Origin of the sequence: Sagittula sp. S175 (assembly GCF_049800975.1) — a bacterium.
In the GTDB taxonomy this organism is placed as follows: domain Bacteria; phylum Pseudomonadota; class Alphaproteobacteria; order Rhodobacterales; family Rhodobacteraceae; genus Sagittula.
On sequence record NZ_JBNAGB010000010.1, the window covers coordinates 56,344 to 77,344 of the forward strand.

A 21,001-nucleotide genomic window follows, 5' to 3' on the forward strand; every position below is an offset into this window, starting at 1 on the left:
TCAGAGTTGGCACAGACTCTACATTACGGTGAGGGATTTCGCGGGGGGCAAGTCGGGAGCGTCGAGGTATTCGCACCGGGCCCGAACTCCTCGTCATATGGGCGAACAACCAGGATAGACTGAGGATCAAGTTCTTTATCGTTCTCGTCGACGACCAAACGCTTCGTTGTCCGATCGGGGAACATCCGATCTAAAGACTTTTTCCCGTCAGCGCTGTCTTGGAATGTCTTCGCCCGAGACGATTTCATGGCGCCGTTCGGGGCATAGAGAGCCGCTGCTTGGCAGTCAGTGAAGTTGAACGTGTGCTCGAGACGGCGAATGCCGTAGAAGTGCTCGAGATCGAGCTTCAATTCGTCCATGGTCGTCCCCAGTCGTCTTGTTGCGACACTTGTAGGAGGTACGGACGCTGCATGTCACGGGATTCGGTCGCCGAAGCGGCGGGGATTGGTCACCCCTGGCTGGATACAAGTGTTGTCAGTGGCCGAGCCGGAGCCGTACAAACAAGACTTCTCCTTGGTGCTTGAATTGATGCCCGAAGTACGCCACGACTCTGGGCACATCTTGGAGTCCGCCCGAAGCCGGTGCACGGTCGTGTCGGAATTTCCTTTGGAATCAAAGGTGCTTGGCTGCGCGGTGAGCCCCCTACCGCCGGAGCCATAAAAAGCCCTATAATCTCAACGGATTATAGTGATTTTTTGACTTTACGCCCACAGTGATGATTCAAGTTTTTGCAACGAGCGCGCATTGGGAAAAGTTCAGATTGACCAGCCCTCCGCGAAATCCCTCACTGTGATGTAGAGTCTGCGCCAACTCTGAAGGAGCAGACTTATGCGAAAGAGCCGTTTCACCGAGGCGCAGATAATCGGGATGATCAAGGAACAGGAGGCCGGAATGCCGACTGCGGAGGTGTGCCGCAGACTCGGCCTGAGCACGGCGACGTTCTACAAACTGAAGGCCAAGTATGGCGGGATGGAGGTTTCCGAGGCTGCGCGGCTGAAGGCGCTCGAGGATGAGAACGCCAAGCTGAAGCGCCTGTTGGCCGAAACCATGCTGGATAACGTCGTCTTGAAAGACCTGCTGGGAAAGAACTGACGACATTGACCAAGCGGCGAGACGCGGCGCTTCGGGTGATGCGGGATCATGACATCTCGCAGCGCCGGGCCTGCAGGCTGGTTGGTGTCGATCCCAAGACAGTCCGGCGAGAACGCCCGCCGGACAGTGCCGAAATCCGCGAAGAAATGCAGGACATCGCCGGCGAGCGGCGCAGATTCGGCTACCGCCGGATCGGCGTCCTTCTGGAGCGGAAGGGTATGATCATGAACCACAAGAAGCTCTACCGGATCTACCGCGAGGAAGGGCTGTCCGTGAAGCGGCGGCGAGGCCGGAAACGGGCGCGCGGCACGAGGACACCAATGCCAGCCACTGCGAGCGTCAACGCGTGTTGGTCGCTGGACTTCGTATCCGGCAGCTTCGGTGCCTCGCGTAAGTTCCGGATCCTCGCCGTGATCGACGACTGCACGCGGGAATGCCTGTGCCTTGTAGCGGACACCAGTCTTTCCGGCGCACGGGTCGCCCGGGAACTCAGCGCCTTGATCCGGATCTATGGTAAGCCCGGCTGCATTGTCAGCGACAACGGCACCGAGTTCACCAGCCGGGCCATCCTGAAATGGGCCGACGAGAACACCGTGCCGTGGCATTACATCGATCCCGGCAAGCCGCAGCAAAACGCCTTCATCGAAAGCTTCAACGGCAGCTTGCGCGACGAGCTTCTGAACGAGGAGATCTTCGACAGTCTCGATGACGCGCGACGTAAGCTGGCCCTGTGGCGCTACGACCACAACACGGTCAGGCTGCACTCATCCCTGGGAAACCTGACGCCATAGCAAGCGCGCCGAGCGCTTGAGCAATTTGAGGCCTCCGCGCCCGGCGCGCTTGCGCAAGACGATGAAGCCGAATACCCAAATCCAACCTGCAGAATCTCGTTATGAATGAGGGACCGGCAGGGGGCAGGTCACGAAATTTGACACCGCACCAGGAATGCGGAGTCGTTGGGGCTTGGTGCACAAATCCCGGTAGGGATTCATCTCGCGAATCCAGCATGATAGCTGGAGGTCATGAGCAGTTGGGCCCCTACGAAGTACAAGATCATGAACTGGTCGGCTTGCAATGACAGCCTGAAGCGTCGCGGATCGCTGTCGATCTGGTTTGCTTCCTGGATGGCTTGGGTGCCGCCGCCGAACGGCAAGCGCGGTCGGCGGCAGGAGTTCAGCGATGCGGCGATCCAGACCCGTCTGACCTTGAAAATCCTGTTTGGCTTGCCGCTGCGGCAAACCACGGGTTTCGTTGAGAGCCTGCTGCAACCGGTCGGGCGGGATGGGGCGGTGCCGGATTTCATCCCCCTGTGCCGTCCCATTGCCCGGCAGGCGATTTGCAATGCAAATCCGCCTGACCCTCCTCAACAAGTACACAGTTCTTGGCATACCTGTCACTCAGGTCGGAGGCTAAGTCCGTCCGGGGAAAGGGGAAGTGCAGTCAAGCTCCGATTGGTGCAACAAAGCCTGCCTGACCGCCCTTGCGCAGACGTATGCCGTCGTTTGCGCACTAATAAGCTTTCTCGGACTTTTTGGCGGGGAAATGGCGATCCCGACAGGACTCGAACCTGTAACCTGCCCCTTAGGAGGGGGCTGCTCTATCCAGTTGAGCCACGGGACCGCACGCGTCCGGTCCTAGCGCATCGCGCAGGGCTTGTCACCGCCAATGCGCACACATCATGCGCCAACTGTCTTGCACTGCTTGCGCATTTACGCGCGCGCGGCATATCGTGAAAGAAACTCAGAAGAAGGACTTGGCAGACGTGACATCCGACGATCACCGCCCGCTTACCCTGCGTGACGTTTCCGAAGCTTCGGGCGTATCCGAAATGACCGTCAGCCGCGTGCTGCGCAACCGGGGCGATGTCAGCCAGGCCACCCGCGAAAAGGTGCTGGAAGCGGCCAAGGCCCTCGGCTACGTGCCCAACAAGATCGCCGGTGCGCTGGCCTCGCAGCGGGTGAACCTCGTGGCGGTCATCATCCCCAGCTTGCGCAACATGGTGTTCCCCGAAGTCATGTCCGGCATCTCGAAAGTGCTTGAGAATACGGAATTGCAGCCCGTCGTGGGCGTCACCGACTACCTCCCGGAAAAGGAAGAGCGCGTCCTGTACGAGATGCTGTCCTGGCGCCCCTCCGGCGTGATTGTCGCGGGTCTGGAACACACCGATGCCGCGCGCGCCATGCTGAAGGCCAGCGGCATCCCCGTGGTCGAGATCATGGACACCGACGGCACGCCGATCGACTGCGCCGTGGGCATCTCGCACCGTCGCGCGGGCCGCGAGATGGCCAAGGCGATCCTCAAGCAGGGTTACCAGAAGATCGGCTTCATGGGCACCAAGATGCCGCTGGATCACCGCGCCCGCAAACGCTTCGAAGGCTTCACCGAGGCGCTGGCCAAGGAGGGCGTCGAGATCGCCGAGCACGAGTTCTATTCCGGCGGATCGGCTCTGGCGAAGGGCCGCGAAATGACCAAGGCTATGTTGGAGCGGGAACCGGAGCTGGATTTCCTGTATTACTCCAACGACATGATTGCTGCGGGTGGCCTCATGCACTGTCTTGATGCAGGCGTCGACGTGCCGGGACAGGTGGGTCTGGCAGGGTTCAACGGCGTGGAATTGCTCGACGGACTGCCGCGCAAGTTGGCGACAATGGACGCCTGCCGCACCGAGATCGGCACCAAGGCCGCCGAGATCATCGCCGCCCGTGTCGAGAACCCGGAGGCGGATTTCGAGCGGATCGTGGAGCTGTCGCCCAAGATCGCCTACGGCGACACGTTGAAGCGTCGTTGACGCATTTGGCCTGATCCTGCGCGGGTCGGGGCGCGCCGGGGCTCTGCCCCGGACCCCGAGGTATTTTCGAAACCAAAGAAGACAGGGCGGAAGAAGACGGGGCGGCAGAAGACGGGGCGGATATTCTGCTCTGTCAGGTTCGGATCATCTGGCGCGCAGCTGGTTGATGAGGGCAATTGCCTGCTGCACAGCGTCCTCGATGCTCATATCCGTCGTGTCCAGTGTCACCGCGTCCTTTGCAGCCTTCAGCGGTGCGTCGGGACGGTTCATGTCGCGCTCGTCCCGCACGCGCAGGTCTTCGAGCACCTGCGCCTCTGTCACCTCGTCGCCCTTGCCACGCAATTCGGCGCAGCGGCGGCGGGCGCGGACCTCGGGCGAGGCAATGACGAACAGCTTGGCCTCGGCATCGGGACAGATCACCGTACCGATGTCACGGCCGTCCAGAACGGCACCGCCATCACGGCGGGCAAAGGCACGCTGGAAATCCACGAGCGCGGCGCGCACCGCCGGGATGGCCGCCGCCTTGGATGCGGCCTGCGCGACTTCGGCGGTGCGCAGGGACGGATCGTTCAACCGGTCGGGGGTCAGCGTCTCGGCGGCCTTGATGGCAGGCACACCGTCCAGCATCTGCCGCCCGACAGCGCGATACAGCAACCCGGTGTCCAGGTGCAGGAACCCGAAATGCGCCGCGACGGCACGCGCGATCGTACCCTTGCCGCTGGCTGCCGGTCCATCAATGGCCACTGCAAAGCTCATGTCGTTCTCCGTACTCGGGCCTGCTGCTTAGCAACGCCCGACGCAAAGGAAAAGCCTCAGCCGTCCCGCGAGGCGCGAAGATGCCCGAAGAACCCCCACAGCACAGCCAGCAGGCACAGCGTCGCCGAGACGGATTTCACCACGGTCAGACGCGAGGCAAGTCGGACCGTTTCAGCGTCGAACCGCTTCAGCAGTTCACCGACGAAGTGGTTCTCACCAAGATCCGCCGCCATGCCGACAACCGCCACCACGCAGATCGCAAAGGCAACCCGGACGGCAAACAGCTTTCGCGCCGACAGGCAGAGCCACAGCGCGAGCAGTGGCGGAAAGACCAGATCCAGCCTGTGCTGGATCAGCGCGTAATAGGCGCGCCCCTCGGCGCTCAGCGCGTCGAGGAAACTCTGCGCCTCTTCCGGCGAATAACCGAAGGGGCGCAGGTCAAAGGGGAGCAACCCCGCAGCCTGATCGGCGATTTCCGGCAGAGTCCAGAAGGCCATCACGCAGTACAAAGCCGCCACGGCAGCAGACAGGAGCGTATAGCCCCTCGCCTTCATGTGCGTTCGATCCGCGCACCGAGGTCGGCCATCAGGGTCTCGAAGATCGGGAAGGACGTCGCAATCGGCTGGCCGTCATCCACCGACATGGGCGCGTTGGTCGCCAGACCCATCACGAGGAAGGACATGGCAATGCGGTGGTCCAGATGCGTCTCGGCGGTGAAGCCGCCCGGCACGTCGCCAAAGCCACGACCATGCACCGTCCACCAGTCCTCGCCCTCCTCCACGGTGATGCCCGCGCCGCGCAGGCCCTTGGCCATCGCGTCGATGCGGTCGCTTTCCTTGACGCGCAGTTCCTTGACGCCAGGCATGTGGGTCTTTCCTTCCGCGAAGGCCGCGACCACGGACAGCACCGGGTATTCGTCGATCATCGACGCGGCACGCTCGGCGGGGACCTCGATACCCTTCATGTTCGGCGAGAACTTCGCGCGCAGGTCGGCCACCGGCTCGCCCCCCTCTTCGCGGATGTTCTCAAAGGTCAGGTCTGCGCCCATCTCCTGCAGCGTAAAGAACAGCCCGGCGCGCGTCGGGTTAAGGCCGATGTTGGGCACCAGCACGTCCGAGCCTTCGGCCAGCAGCGCGGCGCAGACCGGAAAGGCGGCGGAAGAAGGGTCGCGCGGCACGATGATGGTCTGCGGCGTGAACTCGGGACGGCCCTTCAGGGTGATGACGCGACCCTCCGGCGTGTCCTCAGTGGAGATCGTCGCACCGAAGCCCGCCAGCATCCGCTCCGAATGGTCGCGCGTCGCCTCGCGTTCGATCACCACCGTCTCGCCCGGGGCGTTGAGACCGGCCAGCAGCACGGCGGATTTCACCTGCGCCGAGGGCACCGGCGTCGTATAGGTCACCGGCATCGGGTCACGCGCACCGACGATGGTCATCGGCAGCCGCCCGCCCGAACGCCCATAGGACTGCGCGCCAAAGAGCGCCAGCGGATCGGTCACCCGCGCCATTGGCCGCTTGTTCAGTGAGGCATCCCCGGTAAACGTCGCGGTGATCGGGCAGGTCGCCATCGCGCCCATGATCAGCCGCACCCCGGTGCCCGAGTTGCCGCAGTCGATCACGTTCTCCGGCTCGAGGAAGCCGCCGACGCCCACGCCATGCACATGCCATGTGTCGCCAGTCTTCTCGATCTGCGCGCCAAAGGCCTGCATCGCCTTCGCCGTGTCCAGCACGTCCTGCCCTTCGAGCAGGCCGGTCACCTTCGTCTCTCCGACCGTCATCGCGCCAAGGATCAGCGAACGGTGGGAGATCGACTTGTCGCCCGGAACATGCGCCTCGCCCGTCAGCGGGCCTGCGCGGTGGGAGGTCATCGGGATGGGCGTGCCGTGGCCGGACATCGGGCTCTCCTGCAAATAGGTCGCCGCCTGATAGCGCGCACAATGCCTGCCGTCCACTCCCGCCGGTCCGGTATTCCTTGCCCGATGTATCTGCGCCCTTGCGCCCCGGACCACGCTCCTTACCTTACCTCCATCATTTCAAGACACGGACCACGAGTCCGACCATTTCAGACAAGTCATTCCGGGAGGGCAATCATGCTCGATTTCCTGCACGGCACCGCTGTGTTCACGATGATGGCGTCTTTGGTGCCGCGACCTACGTGCTGAATTACACCATGCTCTCGCTCGGCTGGCACATGTCGGACAGCCCACGCTACTACGCGCTGAACATCCTTGCGGCCTCCAGCGTGATGACGTCGCTTCTGGTGCATTTCAACCTGCCGTCCCTGATGATCCAGGGCTTTTACCTTGCCATGAGCATCTGGGCGATCTGCCTGCGCCTCGACCGGCTGCGCCGCGCGCGCAAGGCCCCGCCCGCGCCGGTACAGCATGTCATCCGCCTGCGCCACACGCCCGGCTGGGCGCGCGCACGGCGCAGCTCAGGTCAGAGGCGGCGGAACGTCAGGTAATGCGGCGTGCGGTCCTCGCGCAGGGCCTTCTGTTCGTAGCGCGTACTGGTCCAGTCCGACCAGGGTTCACGCCAGTCACCCGGCCCTTCGGCCAGCCATTCGAACCCCGCGTGCGGCACTTCTTCGAGCGTCTGGCGGACATAGTCGGGAATGTCCGTCGCCACACGGAACTCCGCGCCGGGCTTCAACGCGCGATGCAGCGGCGCAAGGTGTTCCTGCGTCACGAACCGCCGCCGGTGGTGTTTCTTCTTCGGCCAGGGATCGGGATACAACAGGAACGCCTTGTCCAGCGACTCCGCCGGCAGCACGTCGAACAGGTTGCGCACGTCACCGGGGTGCACGCTGACATTCTGCACCCCGGTGTCGCGCAGCTTGGTCAGCAGCATGGCCACGGCGTTCATGAAGGGCTCGCAGCCGATGATCGACACATCCGGGTAGGTCTGCGCCTGATGCACCAGATGCTCCCCCCCGCCAAAGCCCACCTCCAGCCAGACGGGTCGCCCGTCGAACCGCTTGGTCAGATCCAGAGGCACGCGGTCGGGGTTCTCCTCCCAGCCGACCGGACCGGGCGACAACGGGCCAAGGTCCTCCTCCAGGAATGTCACCTGGTTGGGACGCATGGTCTTGCCGCGGATGCGGCCATAGAAGTTGCGCCAGGGCGCTTCGGGATGCTTGTTCGACGTGGTCATGGGCGGGGCCTTTAGCGCCTGCCGCGCGCCATGGCAACATCAGGCCACGAAACGGGTCCGCTGCGCCTTCACATCCGCCGCGATGACCTCCCGGAAGGCCACCGATTTCGCCGAAGACCAGACGTCCGGGTGCCCGACCACCCAGATGTCGGCATAGGGTGTCGGAGGCAGGATCGGCACCTGCACGACCCCCGGCAAGGCGCGCCCGAGAAACATCGGCATCCGCGCGACCCCCAGCCCGGCCTGAACGGCGGCCGCGATGGCAATCATGTCGTCAAAACGGAACCGCACACGCGATCCCGGCGCCTGCGCCATGGCGGCCTTGGGAACCTCGGCTGTGCCGGAATGCAGGATCCAGTCGACAGGCCCCTCGGGATCGACCGCGATGCGTTCGGCGACGGTCTCGCTGCCGAAACAGGCGGTGTCCTGTGCCGCCAGCCGCAACCCTTTCAGTGTATCACCCGGCGACCGGCTGACCCGGATACCAAGATCCGCCTCCCTCCGCGACAGGTCCAGAAGATCGTTCGTCGCGCGGATATGCAGCTCTACCGCCGGATGCGCCTCGGCAAAGCGTTTCAGGCTGGGTGCCAGCACATGTGCAATCACAAGCTGCGGCGCCGTCACCACGAACCGGCCCGACAGGCGCGCGTCCTGACCGGCGATGGACCTCATCAGCGCGTGCTCCGACGCCTCCATCTCGGCCGCGCGCTCGGCCACCAGTCGCGCTGTCGCCGTCGGCCTGTATCCGTCGGTCAGGCGCTCGAACAGGGTCTCGCCCAACGCCTCTTCCAGACGCGCCACCCGGCGCGCCACTGTCGTATAGGTCACACCCAGAGCATCGCCCGCCGCTGCCAGCGTCCCGCCGCGCACCAGCGCCAATACCGTTCTGAGATCCGTCCAATCAGGCTGCATGCACGAAATTTTGCACATGCGACACGCACATTCACGCGTTTTCGCGTGCCAAGACATCGCTCTAATGTCGCATCACGAAAGGAGCCCAGAAAATGATCTATGCCTATGTCGACCTCACTGTCACCGACCCGGACAGTTTCCAACGCTATGCCGAGCAGGCCGGGCCGCTCTTGCAAAAATGGGGGGCAAAGGCGCAGGCGATGTCTACCACCCCTACCCTTCTCGAAGGCGAAGGCACCGCGCCGGGCCGCGCCGTGCTTCTGTCCTTCCCGGATCGCGACTCCGCGATTGGCTGGATCGAAGACCCGGAGGCTAAGGACATTCACGCCTTGCGCCGCGCCGCGGGCCCCTGCCGGATCACCTTGATCGGCTGAAATGAAAAGGGGCGCCCCGATGGAGCGCCCCGAACTCTTGCCAAAAGAGAGCCGCCCTCAGACGGCCTTCTTCAGCGCCTCGACCAGATCGGTCTTCTCCCAGGAGAAACCGCCGTCGGCTTCCGGCGCGCGGCCAAAGTGGCCATAAGCCGCCGTGCGCGCATAGATCGGACGGTTCAGGTCCAGATGGGTACGGATGCCACGCGGCGTCAGGTCGATGACCTTGGGGATCGCCAGCTCGATCGCCGCCGCATCGACGTCACCGGTGCCATGCGTGTCGACGTAGATCGAAAGCGGCTTGGCCACGCCGATGGCGTAGGACAGCTGCACCGTGGCGCGGTCGGCCATGCCTGCCGCGACGATGTTCTTGGCGAGGTAGCGCGCGACATAGGCCGCCGAACGGTCCACCTTGGTCGGGTCCTTGCCCGAGAACGCGCCGCCGCCATGCGGGGCCGCGCCGCCGTATGTGTCCACGATGATCTTGCGCCCGGTCAGGCCCGCGTCGCCGTCGGGACCGCCGATCACGAAGGTGCCGGTCGGGTTCACGTGCCACACGGTGTCCGCGCTGATCCACCCCTCGGGAAGAACTTCGCGGATGTAGGGTTCGACGATGGCGCGGATGTCAGCCGAAGTCTGGCTTTCCAGCTCGTGCTGCGTCGACAGAACGATGGAGGTCACGCCCACCGGCTTCCCGCCTTCGTAGCGCACCGACAGCTGGGATTTCGCATCCGGGCGCAGGGTCGGCTCGGTGCCGTCCTTGCGCACTTCGGCCAGCCGCTTGAGGATCGCGTGGCTGAACTGGATCGGCGCGGGCATCAGCGCTTCTGTCTCGTTCGTGGCATAGCCGAACATGATGCCCTGGTCACCGGCGCCCTCGTCACCGCGCTCGCCCGTCACACCCTGCGCGATATGCGCCGACTGTTCGTGCAGCAGGTTCGTCACCTCGCAGGTCGCGTGGTGGAACTTGTCCTGCTCGTAGCCGATATCCTTGATGCAGGCGCGGGCGATATCCTCGACCTTGCCCATGTATTCGGCCAGCTTGGCCTGGTCGGTCAGGCCGACTTCCCCGCCGATGACCACGCGGTTCGTGGTGGCAAAGGTCTCGCAGGCGACGCGCGCCAGCGGATCCTCGGCCAGAAAGGCATCGAGCACCGCATCGGAAATGCGGTCGCATACCTTGTCAGGATGACCTTCCGAGACCGACTCGGAGGTGAAAACGTAGTTCTGTCGGGACATGGGGGTGCTCCATTGGTGTCTGCCGTCACGCCAGGAAGCCGTTGTGACGGGTTCATTGGCCCAGGATCGGGCCAGCACTGCCGTTACGCGTGTGCCGGTAAATATTCAATGACTTTCTGCACCAGATCTCCTGCGGCCAATTTGCAGCAGGATCCCGGTGCAAAGGAACAACAGCCCCAGCATCGGCAAATCGCCGGTCCGGCTGTAAAGCGTCTCGGGCATGGGTGGGGGCAAGGGTGAATCCACGTATCCTTCGGTGTTCAAAGGCAATTCCGCCAGTATGCGCCCGCCTCCGTCAATAACCGCAGAGACGCCGGTATTGGCGGCACGCAGCATGGGCAAGCCCTGTTCGATGGCCCGGATGCGCGCCTGAGCGAGATGCTGATACGGTCCGCTGTAGTCCCCGAACCAGGCGTCGTTGGTAATCTGCAACAACATATCGGGGCGCGCAGGCGCTCGATGCACATCCTGTGGAAACACCGCTTCGTAGCAGATCAGGGGCAAGGCTGTTCCCAGCCCGGCAAGATCCAGCAGGGCCGGCCCGGTTCCGGGGGTGTATCCGCCCTCGGCCCGCGATGCGAGACCGAGGATGTTGAACTTCGAAAACAGTTCTGCGGCGGGCATGTACTCGCCGAACGGCACGAGGTGATACTTGTCATAGACCTGCTTGAGGTCGCCCTCCGGCCCCATCAGCGCGAGCATATTGTACCATTTGCCCTCGTCCTCGCGCTGAAGACCCACGACCACCTGCGCGTCACCTGCCAACAGGCTGATCTGTCCCAGCGCATCACCCGCCTGATGCAGGAGCATGGGTAGCGCGGTCTCGGGCCAGACAATCAGGGCCGGTTCCTTGCCATCCTCGGTCTGAGCGGCGGTGTAATCCAGTTGGCGCTGATAATAGACCGGCACCATGTCCCGCCGCCATTTCAGGTGCTGCGGCGCGTTGGGCTGGATCAACCGCACGATGGGTTGACCGTCGAGGGACTGAACCGGCGGCGTCAACGCGGCCCCTCCGCCGAACATGACCGCCAGCGCCGTCAATCCGAGCGCGACGGACAGCGCGCGCGGCGCCTGTGACCGGAGCGGGATTGCCACGGCCAACAGCGCCGCCGCGATCAGGCTCAACAGGGTCAGCCCGTAGGGCCCGATCGCCGACACCCATTGGATCGGCGTGACCGGCAGCCACATGTATCCGATCATCCCCCAGGGAAAGCCCGTCAGGACATAGCCCCTTGCCAGTTCGGCAGCGGTCCAGGCCAGCACCAGCGCCGCCACGGGATGCCGCGTCGCATGCGCCGCCCCCCAGAACGCAAGCGCCCAGAACAGCGCCAGTCCGCCCGCAAGACCCAAAAGCCCGAAGGGAGCCATCCAGCCGGTCGCCGCCTCGTCGACCATGAAGGGCTCGACGATCCAGCCCATCGAAAAGCCGAAGTACCCAAGACCGACCATCCAGCCCGTGCCGATGGCCTGCAACCCCTTGGGCGCGATCTGGAACAGCCAGAAGGCACCGACAAGCCCCGCGAACCCCATGAACCACAGGTCCCATGGCGCGGCGGCCAGCCCCATGCACAGTCCTGCCGCCAAGGCCAATGGCAGGCGCGCCCAACGCGGCAAGGGCCTTGCCCCGGTATTCGTCACGATGAACGGCCTCTCAAGATGTCAGACCTGCCCCGCCCGAGGGGTTTCCCGAACCGGCTCGCGCGCTGGCTCCAGCGGTGTCGGCGGCTGTGTCGCTTCGATCCGGGCCTGCGCCCGCGCGGTGCCCGGCAGGCGCACGCGCAACCGCTTGATCCGGCGCGGATCGGCATCCACGACCTCCAGGTCGACGCCCGCCGGGTGGCGCACCACCTCGCCGCGCGCGGGCACGCGGCCGGCCAGCATGAAAACCAGCCCGCCCAGCGTGTCGATCTCTTCCTCGTCGATATCGTCGTGCTGCGTCAGGTCAAAGCCCAGCTCCGCCTCGAATTCGTCCAGCGGGGTCTTGGCCAGCGCCAGCCAGCAGCCGGGACGTTCCTTGACCCATGTCTGGTCGTCCTCGGTGTCGTGCTCGTCGGCGATCTCGCCGATGACCTGCTCGATGAGGTCCTCGATCGTGACCAGACCGTCCACGCCGCCGTATTCGTCGATCACCAGCGCCATATGCCGACGCTCGGTCTGCATCTTGGTCAGCAGCACCCCGATCGGCATCGAAGGCGGCACGTACAGCAACGGGCGCAACATGCGCTTCAGGTTGAACCGCGCACCGGCACCGTTGAACCCATAGGCAAGCGCAAAATCCTTCAGGTGGGCCATGCCGACGGGTGTGTCCAGCGTGCCCTCGTAGACGGGCAGACGCGTCAGACCGCTGTCGCGGAAGATCTTGACCAGATCGTCCTTCGTGATCGTATCGGGCACGGCGATGATCTCAGCCTTGGGAATGGCGACATCTTCGACGCGCATCCGGCGCAGGTTCGCAATACCGTGAACGGCGCCGCTGGAACGCTCCGCAGCGCCATCGACGCTGTCTTCGCCGCTTTCGTCCTCCTTCGAGGACCGCCCGAACAGCCGCCAAAGGAAGCCGCCGGATGTGTCAGCAGAGCCTTCGCCCTGCTGTATACTGTCAGTCGGCGCGCCCTGCGCCGCCTTAGACGAGTCGTCGTTGTCGCCCATCAATCCATACCAGTCACGAGCCATCTGGCCCATCTATCTCCCTATATGGGTCGCTCAGACCGAGATTGCCAAGTATCTCGACCTCCAACCGTTCCATCAGCGTGGCATCCGCATCACGGATATGGTCATACCCAAGAAGATGTAAAACCCCGTGTACAAGAAGATGCGTCACGTGGTCACTCAGAGTTTTCCCCTGCTCGGCGGCTTCCCGCGCACAGGTTTCATAGGCCAAGGCGAGGTCGCCCAAATGATGGGCATCCCCGTCGTCTTCAGGCTCGGGCAGGTAAGGCTCCTCGCCCTCCTCCTCCGATCCCAGTTCCTGCAAGGGCCAGGACAGCACATTCGTCGGCTGCGGTTTGCCGCGAAAATCGGCATTCAACACGGCAATGCGGGCATCGTCGCAGCCCATCACGGCAATCTCGACGGCATGATCCAGTGGCAGCCGCGCCAGCACGGCCTGCGCCGCGCGCTCTGCCAGCTCCGCAAGCCCTGCGGCATCCCAGCGGTCGTCTTCGATAATCGTGTCGGTCAGCATCTTTCCCGGCCTCCAAAGCGCTGGATCAAGGCCCGATCCGTTACGCCAGCGCCTCACCCCCGACAAGAGCCCCCCGGTCCACAGGCCCGGAGACAGGAGAGAACGTCAGCCCTTCAAGATCAAGGACGGCCCCGCACCCTCGGGACCGCCGCTGAAGCACGCACCACGGAGCCAAAGACCCCATTGGTTCAGGCTCCGTCGGCCTCGTAGGCCTCGATGATCGCCGCTACCAGCGGGTGCCGCACCACATCCTTGCCGGTGAAGTAGTTGAACGAGATCCCCGGCACGTTGCCCAGCAGGCGCTCGGCATCCGCAAGCCCCGACGGCACGCCGCGCGGCAGGTCGCACTGGGTGCGGTCGCCGGTAATCACCATGCGCGAGCCTTCGCCCAGACGGGTCAGGAACATCTTCATCTGCATGGTCGTGGCGTTCTGCGCCTCGTCCAGCACGACGAAGGCGTTCGACAGCGTCCGCCCCCGCATGAAGGCCAGCGGCGCGATCTCCACCTGCTTTTCTTCGCGCATCTTCGCCAGCTGCTTGCCCGGAAGGAAGTCGTTCAGCGCATCCATCAGCGGCTGCATGTAGGGATCGACCTTCTCCTCCTGCGTGCCGGGGAGGAAGCCCAGACGCTCGCCCGCCTCGACGGCCGGGCGGCAAAGGATGATCTTGTCCACCGCGCCGGTGATGAGCATGTTCACGCCCACCGCCACGGCCAGGTAAGTCTTGCCCGTGCCCGCCGGGCCGATGCCGAACCCCATCTCGTTCTCGTACAGGGACCGGACATAGGCCTTCTGGGCATCCGTCCGCGGCTCGACCAGCTTCTTGCGCGTCTTGATCTCAACCTTGCCGCCCACGAACATTTCCAGCTGCTCGTCGGGCTCTTCCTGGTCATGGACCCGGAACTCCCGGTCGATATCGCTGCGATTGACTTCGCGCCCGTTCTCCAGCCGCTCATACAGCGCCTGCAGGACCTCGGTGGCGCCCTGCACCACGTCCTCGGGACCGTGCACCGCCAACTGGTTGCCCCGTCGGAGGATCTGCACGCCCGTTCGGGCCTCTATGTCGGTGAGGTTGCGATCGAATTCGCCGCAAAGGTCGATCAGCAGCCGGTTGTCGGGAAATTCCAAGATGGCATTGGTCAGCACGCCTGTGGTCAATACGCTCTCCTGCGCAACGTGGCGGAGGCAGGGTTCGCCTCCGCTCCCTTACTCCAGATATGGTGCATCGCACCCGTGTCCAGCGCAAGTCTCGTGCTGTATTTGTCATCGCCCTGAAACACAAACGCACAAAACGCGACCGTTCGGAAACCGGCCCCGAAACGACAACGACCGCCCCCATGGGGACGGCCGTCGCGTGCCTTTGAAACACGGATCTTAGAGCGGGTCACCGATGATGCTGGTCGAACCCTGCTTGAAGTCGCCGGTGGCGATGGTCGGCGGGGCAACGCCCGAGCAGACCGGCTTGCCGTACTTGTCCAGACGCAGCGAGAGGTAGCCCTCGACGCCGTCGTCGATGATCCAGTGGTCACAGCCATTCGGGTCGACCCAGATGCCCGCGTGCATCTGCGTCAGGTCGTCCTTGTCGATGCCGCGGTCGATGGACTTGTCGGGGCCATATGCGCCCACGCCGTCCGCCATCTCGCAGCCCGCCACCAATGCACCCGCTGCCAGGATCAGGGCAATCTTCGTGAATTTCATGATTGTATCCCCCGGTCTTACTGGAAGCAGATGATTTCGACGCGGCGGTTCTTCGCCATGCCGTCCGACGACGCGTTGGACGCCACGGGCATACGCTCGCCGTACCCACGGATGTCGGTGATGTTGGCCCCGACGGACCGCGCGATCTTTGCCACGGCCAGCGCACGGTTGTACGACAGCTTGATGTTGTACTCATCGCTGGCGCGGCTGTCGGTGTGACCCGCGATCACGTAGCCGATGGCCGAGGACGAGCGGAAGAAGTCCGCGATCCGCTGCTGCCCGGCCGGCGAGATCTTGTAGCTGTCGGTCGCAAAGAACTGGTCGGTGTTCAGAACGCCACAAGTGTTGGACCGGCGGCAGACCGGGATCCCCTTGCGATCGAGGTGCGGGTCCATGTAGCCCTCGACACCGTCGTCCATGACCCAGTGTTCGCAGCCGTCCGGATCAACCCAGATCCCCGGAATGTACTGCTCACCTTTGATGGTGCGCGAATTTTGAGTAGAAATGAATGCTTGCTTGGTCTCGGCCCCTTCTGCAACTGCCGGTGCGGCAGCTGTCAGACATGCGAGAGCAATCAGCGCAAACGCGCTGAGGGCCTTGGTGATGCGTGTCGCCACAGCCTCTGTCCCTTAACTGATGTTTCCCCCATGCGCGGGGACCGATGGCAGCGGGCCGCGCAAATTAACTGTAATCAGCAGTTTAAGGATTCCACTAGGTAAGGGAAGAAGGAATCCACAGTTACTGTACCGTTTTCGGAAACAGTTCCCACTATATCTAGTGTTTTGTGTGGACAACTTGAGGTTTTCTTATCCGTCAAAGACTTCTTGGTCACACTTAAGACGGCAGCATGACCCCTTTTAGACTGTTCGGACCACTGGAGTCGATTCGGATTCGGGCAATATCCCCGGGGGCGATTCCCTCGGCTTCCACATGCACCGCGTGCAGGTACTCCGACTTGCCGACCATCTGGCCCGGCAGCCGCCCCGGCTTCTCGAACAGCACCTGCACCTCGCGCCCGACCATGGCATCCTGCAACGCGCGCTGCTGCTTCGTCAAAAGCGCCTGAAGCCGCTGCAGCCGGTCGTCCTTCTCATCCTCGGGCACCTGCGCGCGCTCGGCGGCGGGCGTCCCCGGACGCTCCGAGTATTTGAAAGAAAACGCCGATCCGTATTCCACCGCCTCGATCAAGGCCATGGTGTCCCGGAAATCCGCCTCGGTCTCCTCGGGAAAGCCGACGATAAAGTCGCCCGACAGATGCAGGTCGGGCCGCGCCGCGCGCAACCGCTCGATCAGCTTCAGGTACTGCTCCGCTGTATGGCTGCGGTTCATCCGCTTCAGGATCTTGTCCGACCCCGCCTGCACCGGCAGATGCAGGTACGGCATCAGCTTCTCGCACTCGCCATGTGCGGCGATCAATGCGTCGTCCATGTCGTTCGGATGCGAAGTCGTGAAACGAATGCGCGCCAATCCGTCGATTGTTTCCAATTCGCGGATCAAACCTGCCAACCCGTTCTTATGCCCATGGTAGGCATTCACGTTCTGCCCCAGCAGTGTGATCTCCCGCACGCCACGTTCCACCAGGTCGCGCGCCTCGCGCATCACGCGCTCGGACGGGCGGCTCACCTCGGCCCCCCGGGTATAGGGCACCACGCAGAAGGCACAGAACTTGTCACAGCCTTCCTGCACGGTCAGAAAGGCCGTCGGCCCGCGCTTGGCTTTGGGCCGATCCGCGAGATGGGCGAACTTGTCCTCCTCGGGAAACTCCGTATTCAGCGCCTTTTTTCCCGACTGCGCGCGCAGCGTCAGCTCCGGCAGACGGTGGTAGGACTGCGGCCCCACCACCAGATCGACCATCGGCTGACGGCGCATGATCTCCTCGCCCTCGGCCTGCGCAACACAGCCCGCCACGCCGATCTTCAGCTCCGGCTTCGCTGCCTTCAGCCCCTTGTAGCGCCCCAGCTCGGAATAGACCTTCTCGGCCGCCTTTTCGCGGATGTGGCAGGTGTTCAGCAGGATCATGTCCGCGTCATCGGGGCTGTCGGTCTGGACATAGCCCTCGCCCCCCATCGCCTCCGCCATACGCTCGGAGTCGTAGACGTTCATCTGGCAGCCATAAGTCTTGATGAAAAGCTTCTTCGCGGTCATGTCGGCGTCTCCGGGGTCAGGGTTACAAACTGGGCGGAACAACAAGGGCGGCAGATAGCGCGAAACACCCCCGCCTTGCAATGGGGGCGATTTTCACCGATTCTCAACCCGATACCGCCCAAATGGCGCCAAGAGCGAGACAATGCAGTACGACAGCCTCGAAGACTTCCTGAAAACTGCGAAGCCCGCCCTCGCGCGCGGCCCCATCGCCATGGTCTTCGCCGAGGATGACACCGAACTGGCCACCACCCTGCGCCACCACCGCCACTGCGGGTTCAAGGCGGTGCTCTGCTTCGTTTCTCCACTCTGGGAAATGCCCGCCGACCTCGAGGGCAAGATCCACCGCATCACCTTCGACGCCATGGACGAGGGCGCCATTCCCTACGCCGTCAACGCCATCATCGAGGCCGCGCCGAACCAGTGGATGTATTACTGCTACAACGCGGAATACCTGTTCTACCCATTCTGCGAGACCCGAACCATCGGCGAAATGCTGGCCTACCACACCGAGGAACGCCGCGACGCGATGCTCACCTACGTGATCGACCTGTATGCTGCCGACCTGACACGCACCCCGAACGCCGTGAACCTCGACGACGCCCACCTTGACCGCTCGGGTTACTACGCCCTCGCCCGACCGGATGCGGAAAACCACAATCACCCAAAGGAACGGCAGCTGGACTTCTTCGGCGGTCTGCGCTGGCGCTACGAGGAACACATCCCCCCGGAACGCCGCAAGATCGACCGCATCGCGCTGTTCCGCGCCCACCCGGGCCTGCACCTGCGCGACGACCACACCTTCGACGACGAAGAATACAACACCTACGCCTGCCCGTGGCACAATAACCTGACCGCCGCCATCGCTTCCTTCCGCACGGCAAAGGCCCTGAAACGCAACCCGGGCTCGACCTTCGACATTCGCACCTTCCACTGGCACAACTCCGTGCCCTTCGAATGGCACTCCCGCCAATTGCTCGACCTGGGTCTCATGGAACCGGGTCAGTGGTTCTGAACACACAACAGGACCGGGGCGCCACCGCGGCCCACCAGCCACCGCAACGCCCCTGCCTTCATCTTGATACAAATACCGCGGAGGTCCGGAGGCAGAGCCTCCGGCGGCGCGAGGCGCAGCGGAGCGCCGGTCGCTCCGCTACGCGGAGCGAAATCCCTCAGTCGAAGTCTTCCGTCACGATGTGACCCTCGGGCACACCCAGTTTCGACAATTCGCGCGGCAAGGCTTCGACCATGCCATCCGGGCCACAGACGTAGACAACGTCCCCCTTCACATCGACCAGGTCCTTCAGGAAACCTGCGTCCACCTGCCCGCGCGCAAGATCGCTCTCCGGCTGGTCCGTCACCGTGTAGACCACCGCTAGACCCGGCATGGCCTCCCATTCGTCCTTCAGGATGATGTCCGCCTCGGTCTGGTTCGAGAACACCAGCGTGTTCCCTTCCAGAGTGCCCTTCTCCTGCAATTTCTTGCGCAGGATGGCGATGAACGGCGTCACGCCCGCGCCACCGGCGATGAAAATCCCGTCGCCCTTGTCCTCGATTGCCCCCCAGGGGTCCTCGATCAGCGCCCGATCGCCCGGCTTCATCTGACCGATCTGCTCGGTCACGCCATCATGTTCGGGGTAGGACTTGATGACGAATTGCAGCGTCTCCTCTTCCGGCAGGCTCACAAAGGTGAAGGGCCGCTTTTCCTCGCGCCAGCCATCCTTGTCCAAAGCAAAGTCCGTCGCCTGTCCCGGCTCGAAATCGAAACCCTCAGGCTTGTCGAACACCAGATGATGGGTGTCATGGGTCACGGGCGAGATGGATTGCAGTGTCAGCGTATGCGTCATTGTAGAAACCTCCGTTTCCCCGAAAACGCATCTCCCCCGTCGTCCGTTCCGAACCGATCAGCCCTCGGCCAGCTGGCCGTAGGTACACAGAGCCCCATGCCCATCCGTGCGCTGCACCAGTTTTCCGCCCCGGAACACCGCATGCACATACTTGGGCCCATCGCCGTAGGCGTAGCTGACACAGCTTTCGTCAAAGTTCTTTGGATTGCGCTCGAACCCCGCATCCATGCCCAGCGCCACCTCGGCCTCGGCCCGGTTCACCCCCAGCGACAGCTTCTGTGCCACGCCATCGCTGCGCGCACCGGGCGTCGCTTGTGGCGTGGGCTCCATGCAACCGGACAGCATCGCGCAGCAGGCAAACAAAAGAGACAGACGCGACATGACGATTTCCTCTGGCGGCAAGAATGCCTCAGAGGTAACACGCAGGGCGTGCAGGCGAAAGCCTCACGTCAAAGCGATGTTATCTCGTAGCCATCTCACTGCCCGGCACGTCTGATCGCGACGCGGCTTTCCGGCATGACACTGACCTTGGCCTTCCCACCGGGAACGGTCTCCGGCTCCGACCCGCGTGCCGAAAGCCAGCTGATCCCGACCGACGATCCCTCGGCTTCAATCTCCGCCTCTGCAACGTCCTGCGCCGAAACCTGCTGGACCTCCACCTGGTTCGGTACGCCGTAGCGCGCCTCCATCTGGGTTTCGACCACCTCCAGCAAGGCCGCTTGGAAATCCCGCCGCAGTTCCTGCCCCTGCTCGGTGTACAGCATCATCGCCGACCCGCCGAGGCTCATCCCCAGCACGATCAGGCGGATCACCATCCGCCGCGCAAAGCTGGCCGCCGCCCGGCTTTCCCGCCTGGCGCGCTTCTCTGCCCGCGCCAATGCCTTGGCCCGCGCCTTCTGAGCGCTGCCCGGGTCCGTGGCCAGAATGGCCCCTCTGAGTTCCTGTTCCGGTGTCATGCCAAAAAGAAACCCCCGGATGCCGTCAAAATCTGGGCAACCGGGGGGCGCTTTTTCGGCCATCCTTAGTGAACCGTTAAAGGTTCTCGTACTGCGGCATCCCCAACACGTGATAGCCGCCGTCGACGCGGATAATCTCTCCGGTCGTACAAGCCCCCGCGTCCGAGATCAGGTAGACCGCCGTGCCGCCCACGGCCTCCAGCGTCGCATTCGCCCCCAGCGGCGCGTTCTGGTCCGTGTGCTTGTAGGTCTTGCGCGCACCACCGATGGCCGCACCCGCCAGCGTCTTCATCGGTCCCGGGCTGATCGCGTTCACCCGGATGCCATCCGGCCCCAGATCGTTCGCAAGGTAGCGCGTCGTCGATTCCAGCGCCGCCTTGGCCACGCCCATGACGTTGTAATTCGGCGTGACGCGGGTCGACCCCATGTAGGTCAGCGTCAGCAGTGTGCCGCCGTCGGTCATCAGCGGATGCGCGCGGCGCGCCACGTCGATGAAGGAATACACGGAAATATCCATGGAATTCTTGAAGTTCGCCCGCGAGGTGTTGAGGATCCGCCCCGTCAGTTCGGACTTGTCGCTGTAGGCAATCGCGTGCACGACGAAATCCAGCCGATCCCACCGCGCGCCCAGCGCCTCGAACGCGGCATCCAGCGACGCCTCGTCCGTAACGTCCACGTCGACCATGAAATCCGACCCGACCGAGGCCGCCAGCGGCTCCAGCCGCTTGCCAAAGGCCTCACCTTGATAGGTAAAGGCCAGCTCGGCCCCGGCCTCGGCGCAGGCCTTGGCAATCCCCCAGGCGATGGAGCGCTCGTTCGCCACACCCATGACAAGCCCTCGCTTGCCCTGCAAAGACATCATACC

Annotated in this window: 22 protein-coding genes, 1 tRNA gene, 2 pseudogenes and 1 riboswitch; of the genes and pseudogenes, 6 read left to right on the plus strand and 19 right to left on the minus strand. The window is 63.6% G+C overall.

Translation table 11 applies throughout. The annotated features are described in order from the left end of the window. Positions 1-23: 23 nt before the first annotated feature. Positions 24-359, minus strand: coding sequence for a hypothetical protein (locus ACP16H_RS14035; RefSeq protein ID WP_425072931.1), 336 nt, complete (start codon positions 357-359; stop codon positions 24-26). Between the two features lie 469 nt (positions 360-828). Between ACP16H_RS14035 and ACP16H_RS14040 the strand changes: the two are divergent. Both ACP16H_RS14040 and ACP16H_RS14045 read left to right on the plus strand, forming a co-directional pair. Then, positions 829-1,988 (plus strand): annotated as a pseudogene (locus ACP16H_RS14040) (IS3 family transposase). Between the two features lie 228 nt (positions 1,989-2,216). Then, positions 2,217-2,354 (plus strand): annotated as a pseudogene (locus ACP16H_RS14045) (transposase); the annotation flags it as partial. 281 nt (positions 2,355-2,635) lie between these two features. On the opposite strand, the gene ACP16H_RS14050 reads toward ACP16H_RS14045, so the two are convergent. Next, a tRNA-Arg gene (locus tag ACP16H_RS14050) sits at positions 2,636-2,712 on the minus strand. Between the two features lie 142 nt (positions 2,713-2,854). On the opposite strand from ACP16H_RS14050, the gene ACP16H_RS14055 reads away from it, so the two are divergent. Then, positions 2,855-3,880 (plus strand): LacI family DNA-binding transcriptional regulator, encoded by a 1,026-nt coding sequence (locus ACP16H_RS14055; RefSeq protein ID WP_425073032.1) that lies wholly within the window; start codon positions 2,855-2,857, stop codon positions 3,878-3,880. 144 nt (positions 3,881-4,024) lie between these two features. Here the strand turns inward: ACP16H_RS14055 and ACP16H_RS14060 are convergent, their stop codons facing one another. The 3 genes from ACP16H_RS14060 to aroA are packed head-to-tail and all read right to left on the minus strand — an operon-like array spanning position 4,025 to position 6,530. After that, positions 4,025-4,636: a (d)CMP kinase gene (locus tag ACP16H_RS14060; protein ID WP_425072932.1), complete on the minus strand. Its 612-nt coding sequence runs from the start codon at positions 4,634-4,636 to the stop codon at positions 4,025-4,027. A 56-nt stretch (positions 4,637-4,692) separates the two neighbouring features. Beyond that, positions 4,693-5,190 (minus strand): hypothetical protein, encoded by a 498-nt coding sequence (locus tag ACP16H_RS14065; protein ID WP_425072933.1) that lies wholly within the window; start codon positions 5,188-5,190, stop codon positions 4,693-4,695. Further along, positions 5,187-6,530 (minus strand): 3-phosphoshikimate 1-carboxyvinyltransferase, encoded by a 1,344-nt coding sequence (gene aroA / locus ACP16H_RS14070; protein ID WP_425072934.1) that lies wholly within the window; start codon positions 6,528-6,530, stop codon positions 5,187-5,189. The genes ACP16H_RS14065 and aroA overlap by 4 nt, the downstream gene beginning before the upstream one ends. 98 nt (positions 6,531-6,628) lie before the next feature. Here aroA and ACP16H_RS14075 point away from each other — a divergent pair, with 98 nt between their 5' ends. Next, positions 6,629-7,099, plus strand: a complete 471-nt coding sequence (locus tag ACP16H_RS14075) for a CBU_0592 family membrane protein (protein WP_425073033.1) — start codon at positions 6,629-6,631, stop codon at positions 7,097-7,099. On the opposite strand, the gene trmB is transcribed toward ACP16H_RS14075, so the two are convergent. Both trmB and ACP16H_RS14085 read right to left on the minus strand, forming a co-directional pair. Next, complete coding sequence (trmB, locus tag ACP16H_RS14080) at positions 7,075-7,788, minus strand: tRNA (guanine(46)-N(7))-methyltransferase TrmB (RefSeq protein ID WP_425072935.1); 714 nt, start codon at positions 7,786-7,788, stop codon at positions 7,075-7,077. The genes ACP16H_RS14075 and trmB overlap by 25 nt on opposite strands. A gap of 39 nt (positions 7,789-7,827) precedes the next feature. Continuing rightward, positions 7,828-8,700 carry a LysR family transcriptional regulator gene (locus ACP16H_RS14085; RefSeq protein WP_425072936.1) on the minus strand — a complete coding sequence of 291 codons (873 nt, stop codon included), beginning with the start codon at positions 8,698-8,700 and terminating at the stop codon, positions 7,828-7,830. Positions 8,701-8,792: 92 nt separating this feature from the next. Between ACP16H_RS14085 and ACP16H_RS14090 the strand changes: the two genes are divergently transcribed. After that, positions 8,793-9,074 (plus strand): DUF1330 domain-containing protein, encoded by a 282-nt coding sequence (locus ACP16H_RS14090; RefSeq protein ID WP_425072937.1) that lies wholly within the window; start codon positions 8,793-8,795, stop codon positions 9,072-9,074. A gap of 57 nt (positions 9,075-9,131) precedes the next feature. On the opposite strand, the gene metK is transcribed toward ACP16H_RS14090, so the two are convergent. From metK to miaB, 8 genes are all read right to left on the minus strand, one after another. Next, complete coding sequence (gene metK, locus ACP16H_RS14095; protein ID WP_425072938.1) at positions 9,132-10,310, minus strand: methionine adenosyltransferase; 1,179 nt, start codon at positions 10,308-10,310, stop codon at positions 9,132-9,134. Positions 10,311-10,315: 5 nt separating this feature from the next. Then, positions 10,316-10,363: riboswitch (SAM-SAH riboswitch) on the minus strand. Positions 10,364-10,415: 52 nt separating this feature from the next. Continuing rightward, a complete protein-coding gene (lnt, locus tag ACP16H_RS14100) occupies positions 10,416-11,924 on the minus strand; it encodes an apolipoprotein N-acyltransferase (protein ID WP_425072939.1) in 1,509 nt (502 codons plus the stop codon). A gap of 45 nt (positions 11,925-11,969) precedes the next feature. Beyond that, a complete protein-coding gene (locus ACP16H_RS14105) occupies positions 11,970-12,959 on the minus strand; it encodes a hemolysin family protein (RefSeq protein WP_425073034.1) in 990 nt (329 codons plus the stop codon). A gap of 13 nt (positions 12,960-12,972) precedes the next feature. Then, entirely contained in the window at positions 12,973-13,494 is a 522-nt protein-coding gene (gene ybeY, locus ACP16H_RS14110; RefSeq protein ID WP_425072940.1) for an rRNA maturation RNase YbeY, read from the minus strand. 188 nt (positions 13,495-13,682) lie between these two features. Further along, complete coding sequence (locus ACP16H_RS14115; RefSeq protein WP_425072941.1) at positions 13,683-14,651, minus strand: PhoH family protein; 969 nt, start codon at positions 14,649-14,651, stop codon at positions 13,683-13,685. Between the two features lie 216 nt (positions 14,652-14,867). Beyond that, positions 14,868-15,191: a hypothetical protein gene (locus ACP16H_RS14120; RefSeq protein ID WP_425072942.1), complete on the minus strand. Its 324-nt coding sequence runs from the start codon at positions 15,189-15,191 to the stop codon at positions 14,868-14,870. Between the two features lie 17 nt (positions 15,192-15,208). Further along, on the minus strand, positions 15,209-15,808 hold the full coding sequence (locus ACP16H_RS14125) for an OmpA family protein (protein WP_425072943.1): 600 nt from the start codon (positions 15,806-15,808) through the stop codon (positions 15,209-15,211). Between the two features lie 217 nt (positions 15,809-16,025). Next, entirely contained in the window at positions 16,026-17,336 is a 1,311-nt protein-coding gene (miaB, locus tag ACP16H_RS14130; protein ID WP_425072944.1) for a tRNA (N6-isopentenyl adenosine(37)-C2)-methylthiotransferase MiaB, read from the minus strand. A gap of 142 nt (positions 17,337-17,478) precedes the next feature. Between miaB and ACP16H_RS14135 the strand changes: the two genes are divergently transcribed. Beyond that, entirely contained in the window at positions 17,479-18,348 is an 870-nt protein-coding gene (locus ACP16H_RS14135; protein ID WP_425072945.1) for a hypothetical protein, read from the plus strand. Positions 18,349-18,505: 157 nt separating this feature from the next. Here the strand turns inward: ACP16H_RS14135 and ACP16H_RS14140 are convergent, their stop codons facing one another. The 4 genes from ACP16H_RS14140 to ACP16H_RS14155 form a co-directional block, all read right to left on the minus strand. Further along, positions 18,506-19,180 (minus strand): FAD-binding oxidoreductase, encoded by a 675-nt coding sequence (locus ACP16H_RS14140; RefSeq protein WP_425072946.1) that lies wholly within the window; start codon positions 19,178-19,180, stop codon positions 18,506-18,508. Between the two features lie 57 nt (positions 19,181-19,237). After that, positions 19,238-19,561 (minus strand): hypothetical protein, encoded by a 324-nt coding sequence (locus ACP16H_RS14145; protein ID WP_425072947.1) that lies wholly within the window; start codon positions 19,559-19,561, stop codon positions 19,238-19,240. A gap of 95 nt (positions 19,562-19,656) precedes the next feature. Continuing rightward, positions 19,657-20,136, minus strand: a complete 480-nt coding sequence (locus ACP16H_RS14150) for a hypothetical protein (protein ID WP_425072948.1) — start codon at positions 20,134-20,136, stop codon at positions 19,657-19,659. A 76-nt stretch (positions 20,137-20,212) separates the two neighbouring features. Beyond that, entirely contained in the window at positions 20,213-20,998 is a 786-nt protein-coding gene (locus ACP16H_RS14155; RefSeq protein ID WP_425073035.1) for an enoyl-ACP reductase FabI, read from the minus strand. Positions 20,999-21,001 lie beyond the last annotated feature (3 nt).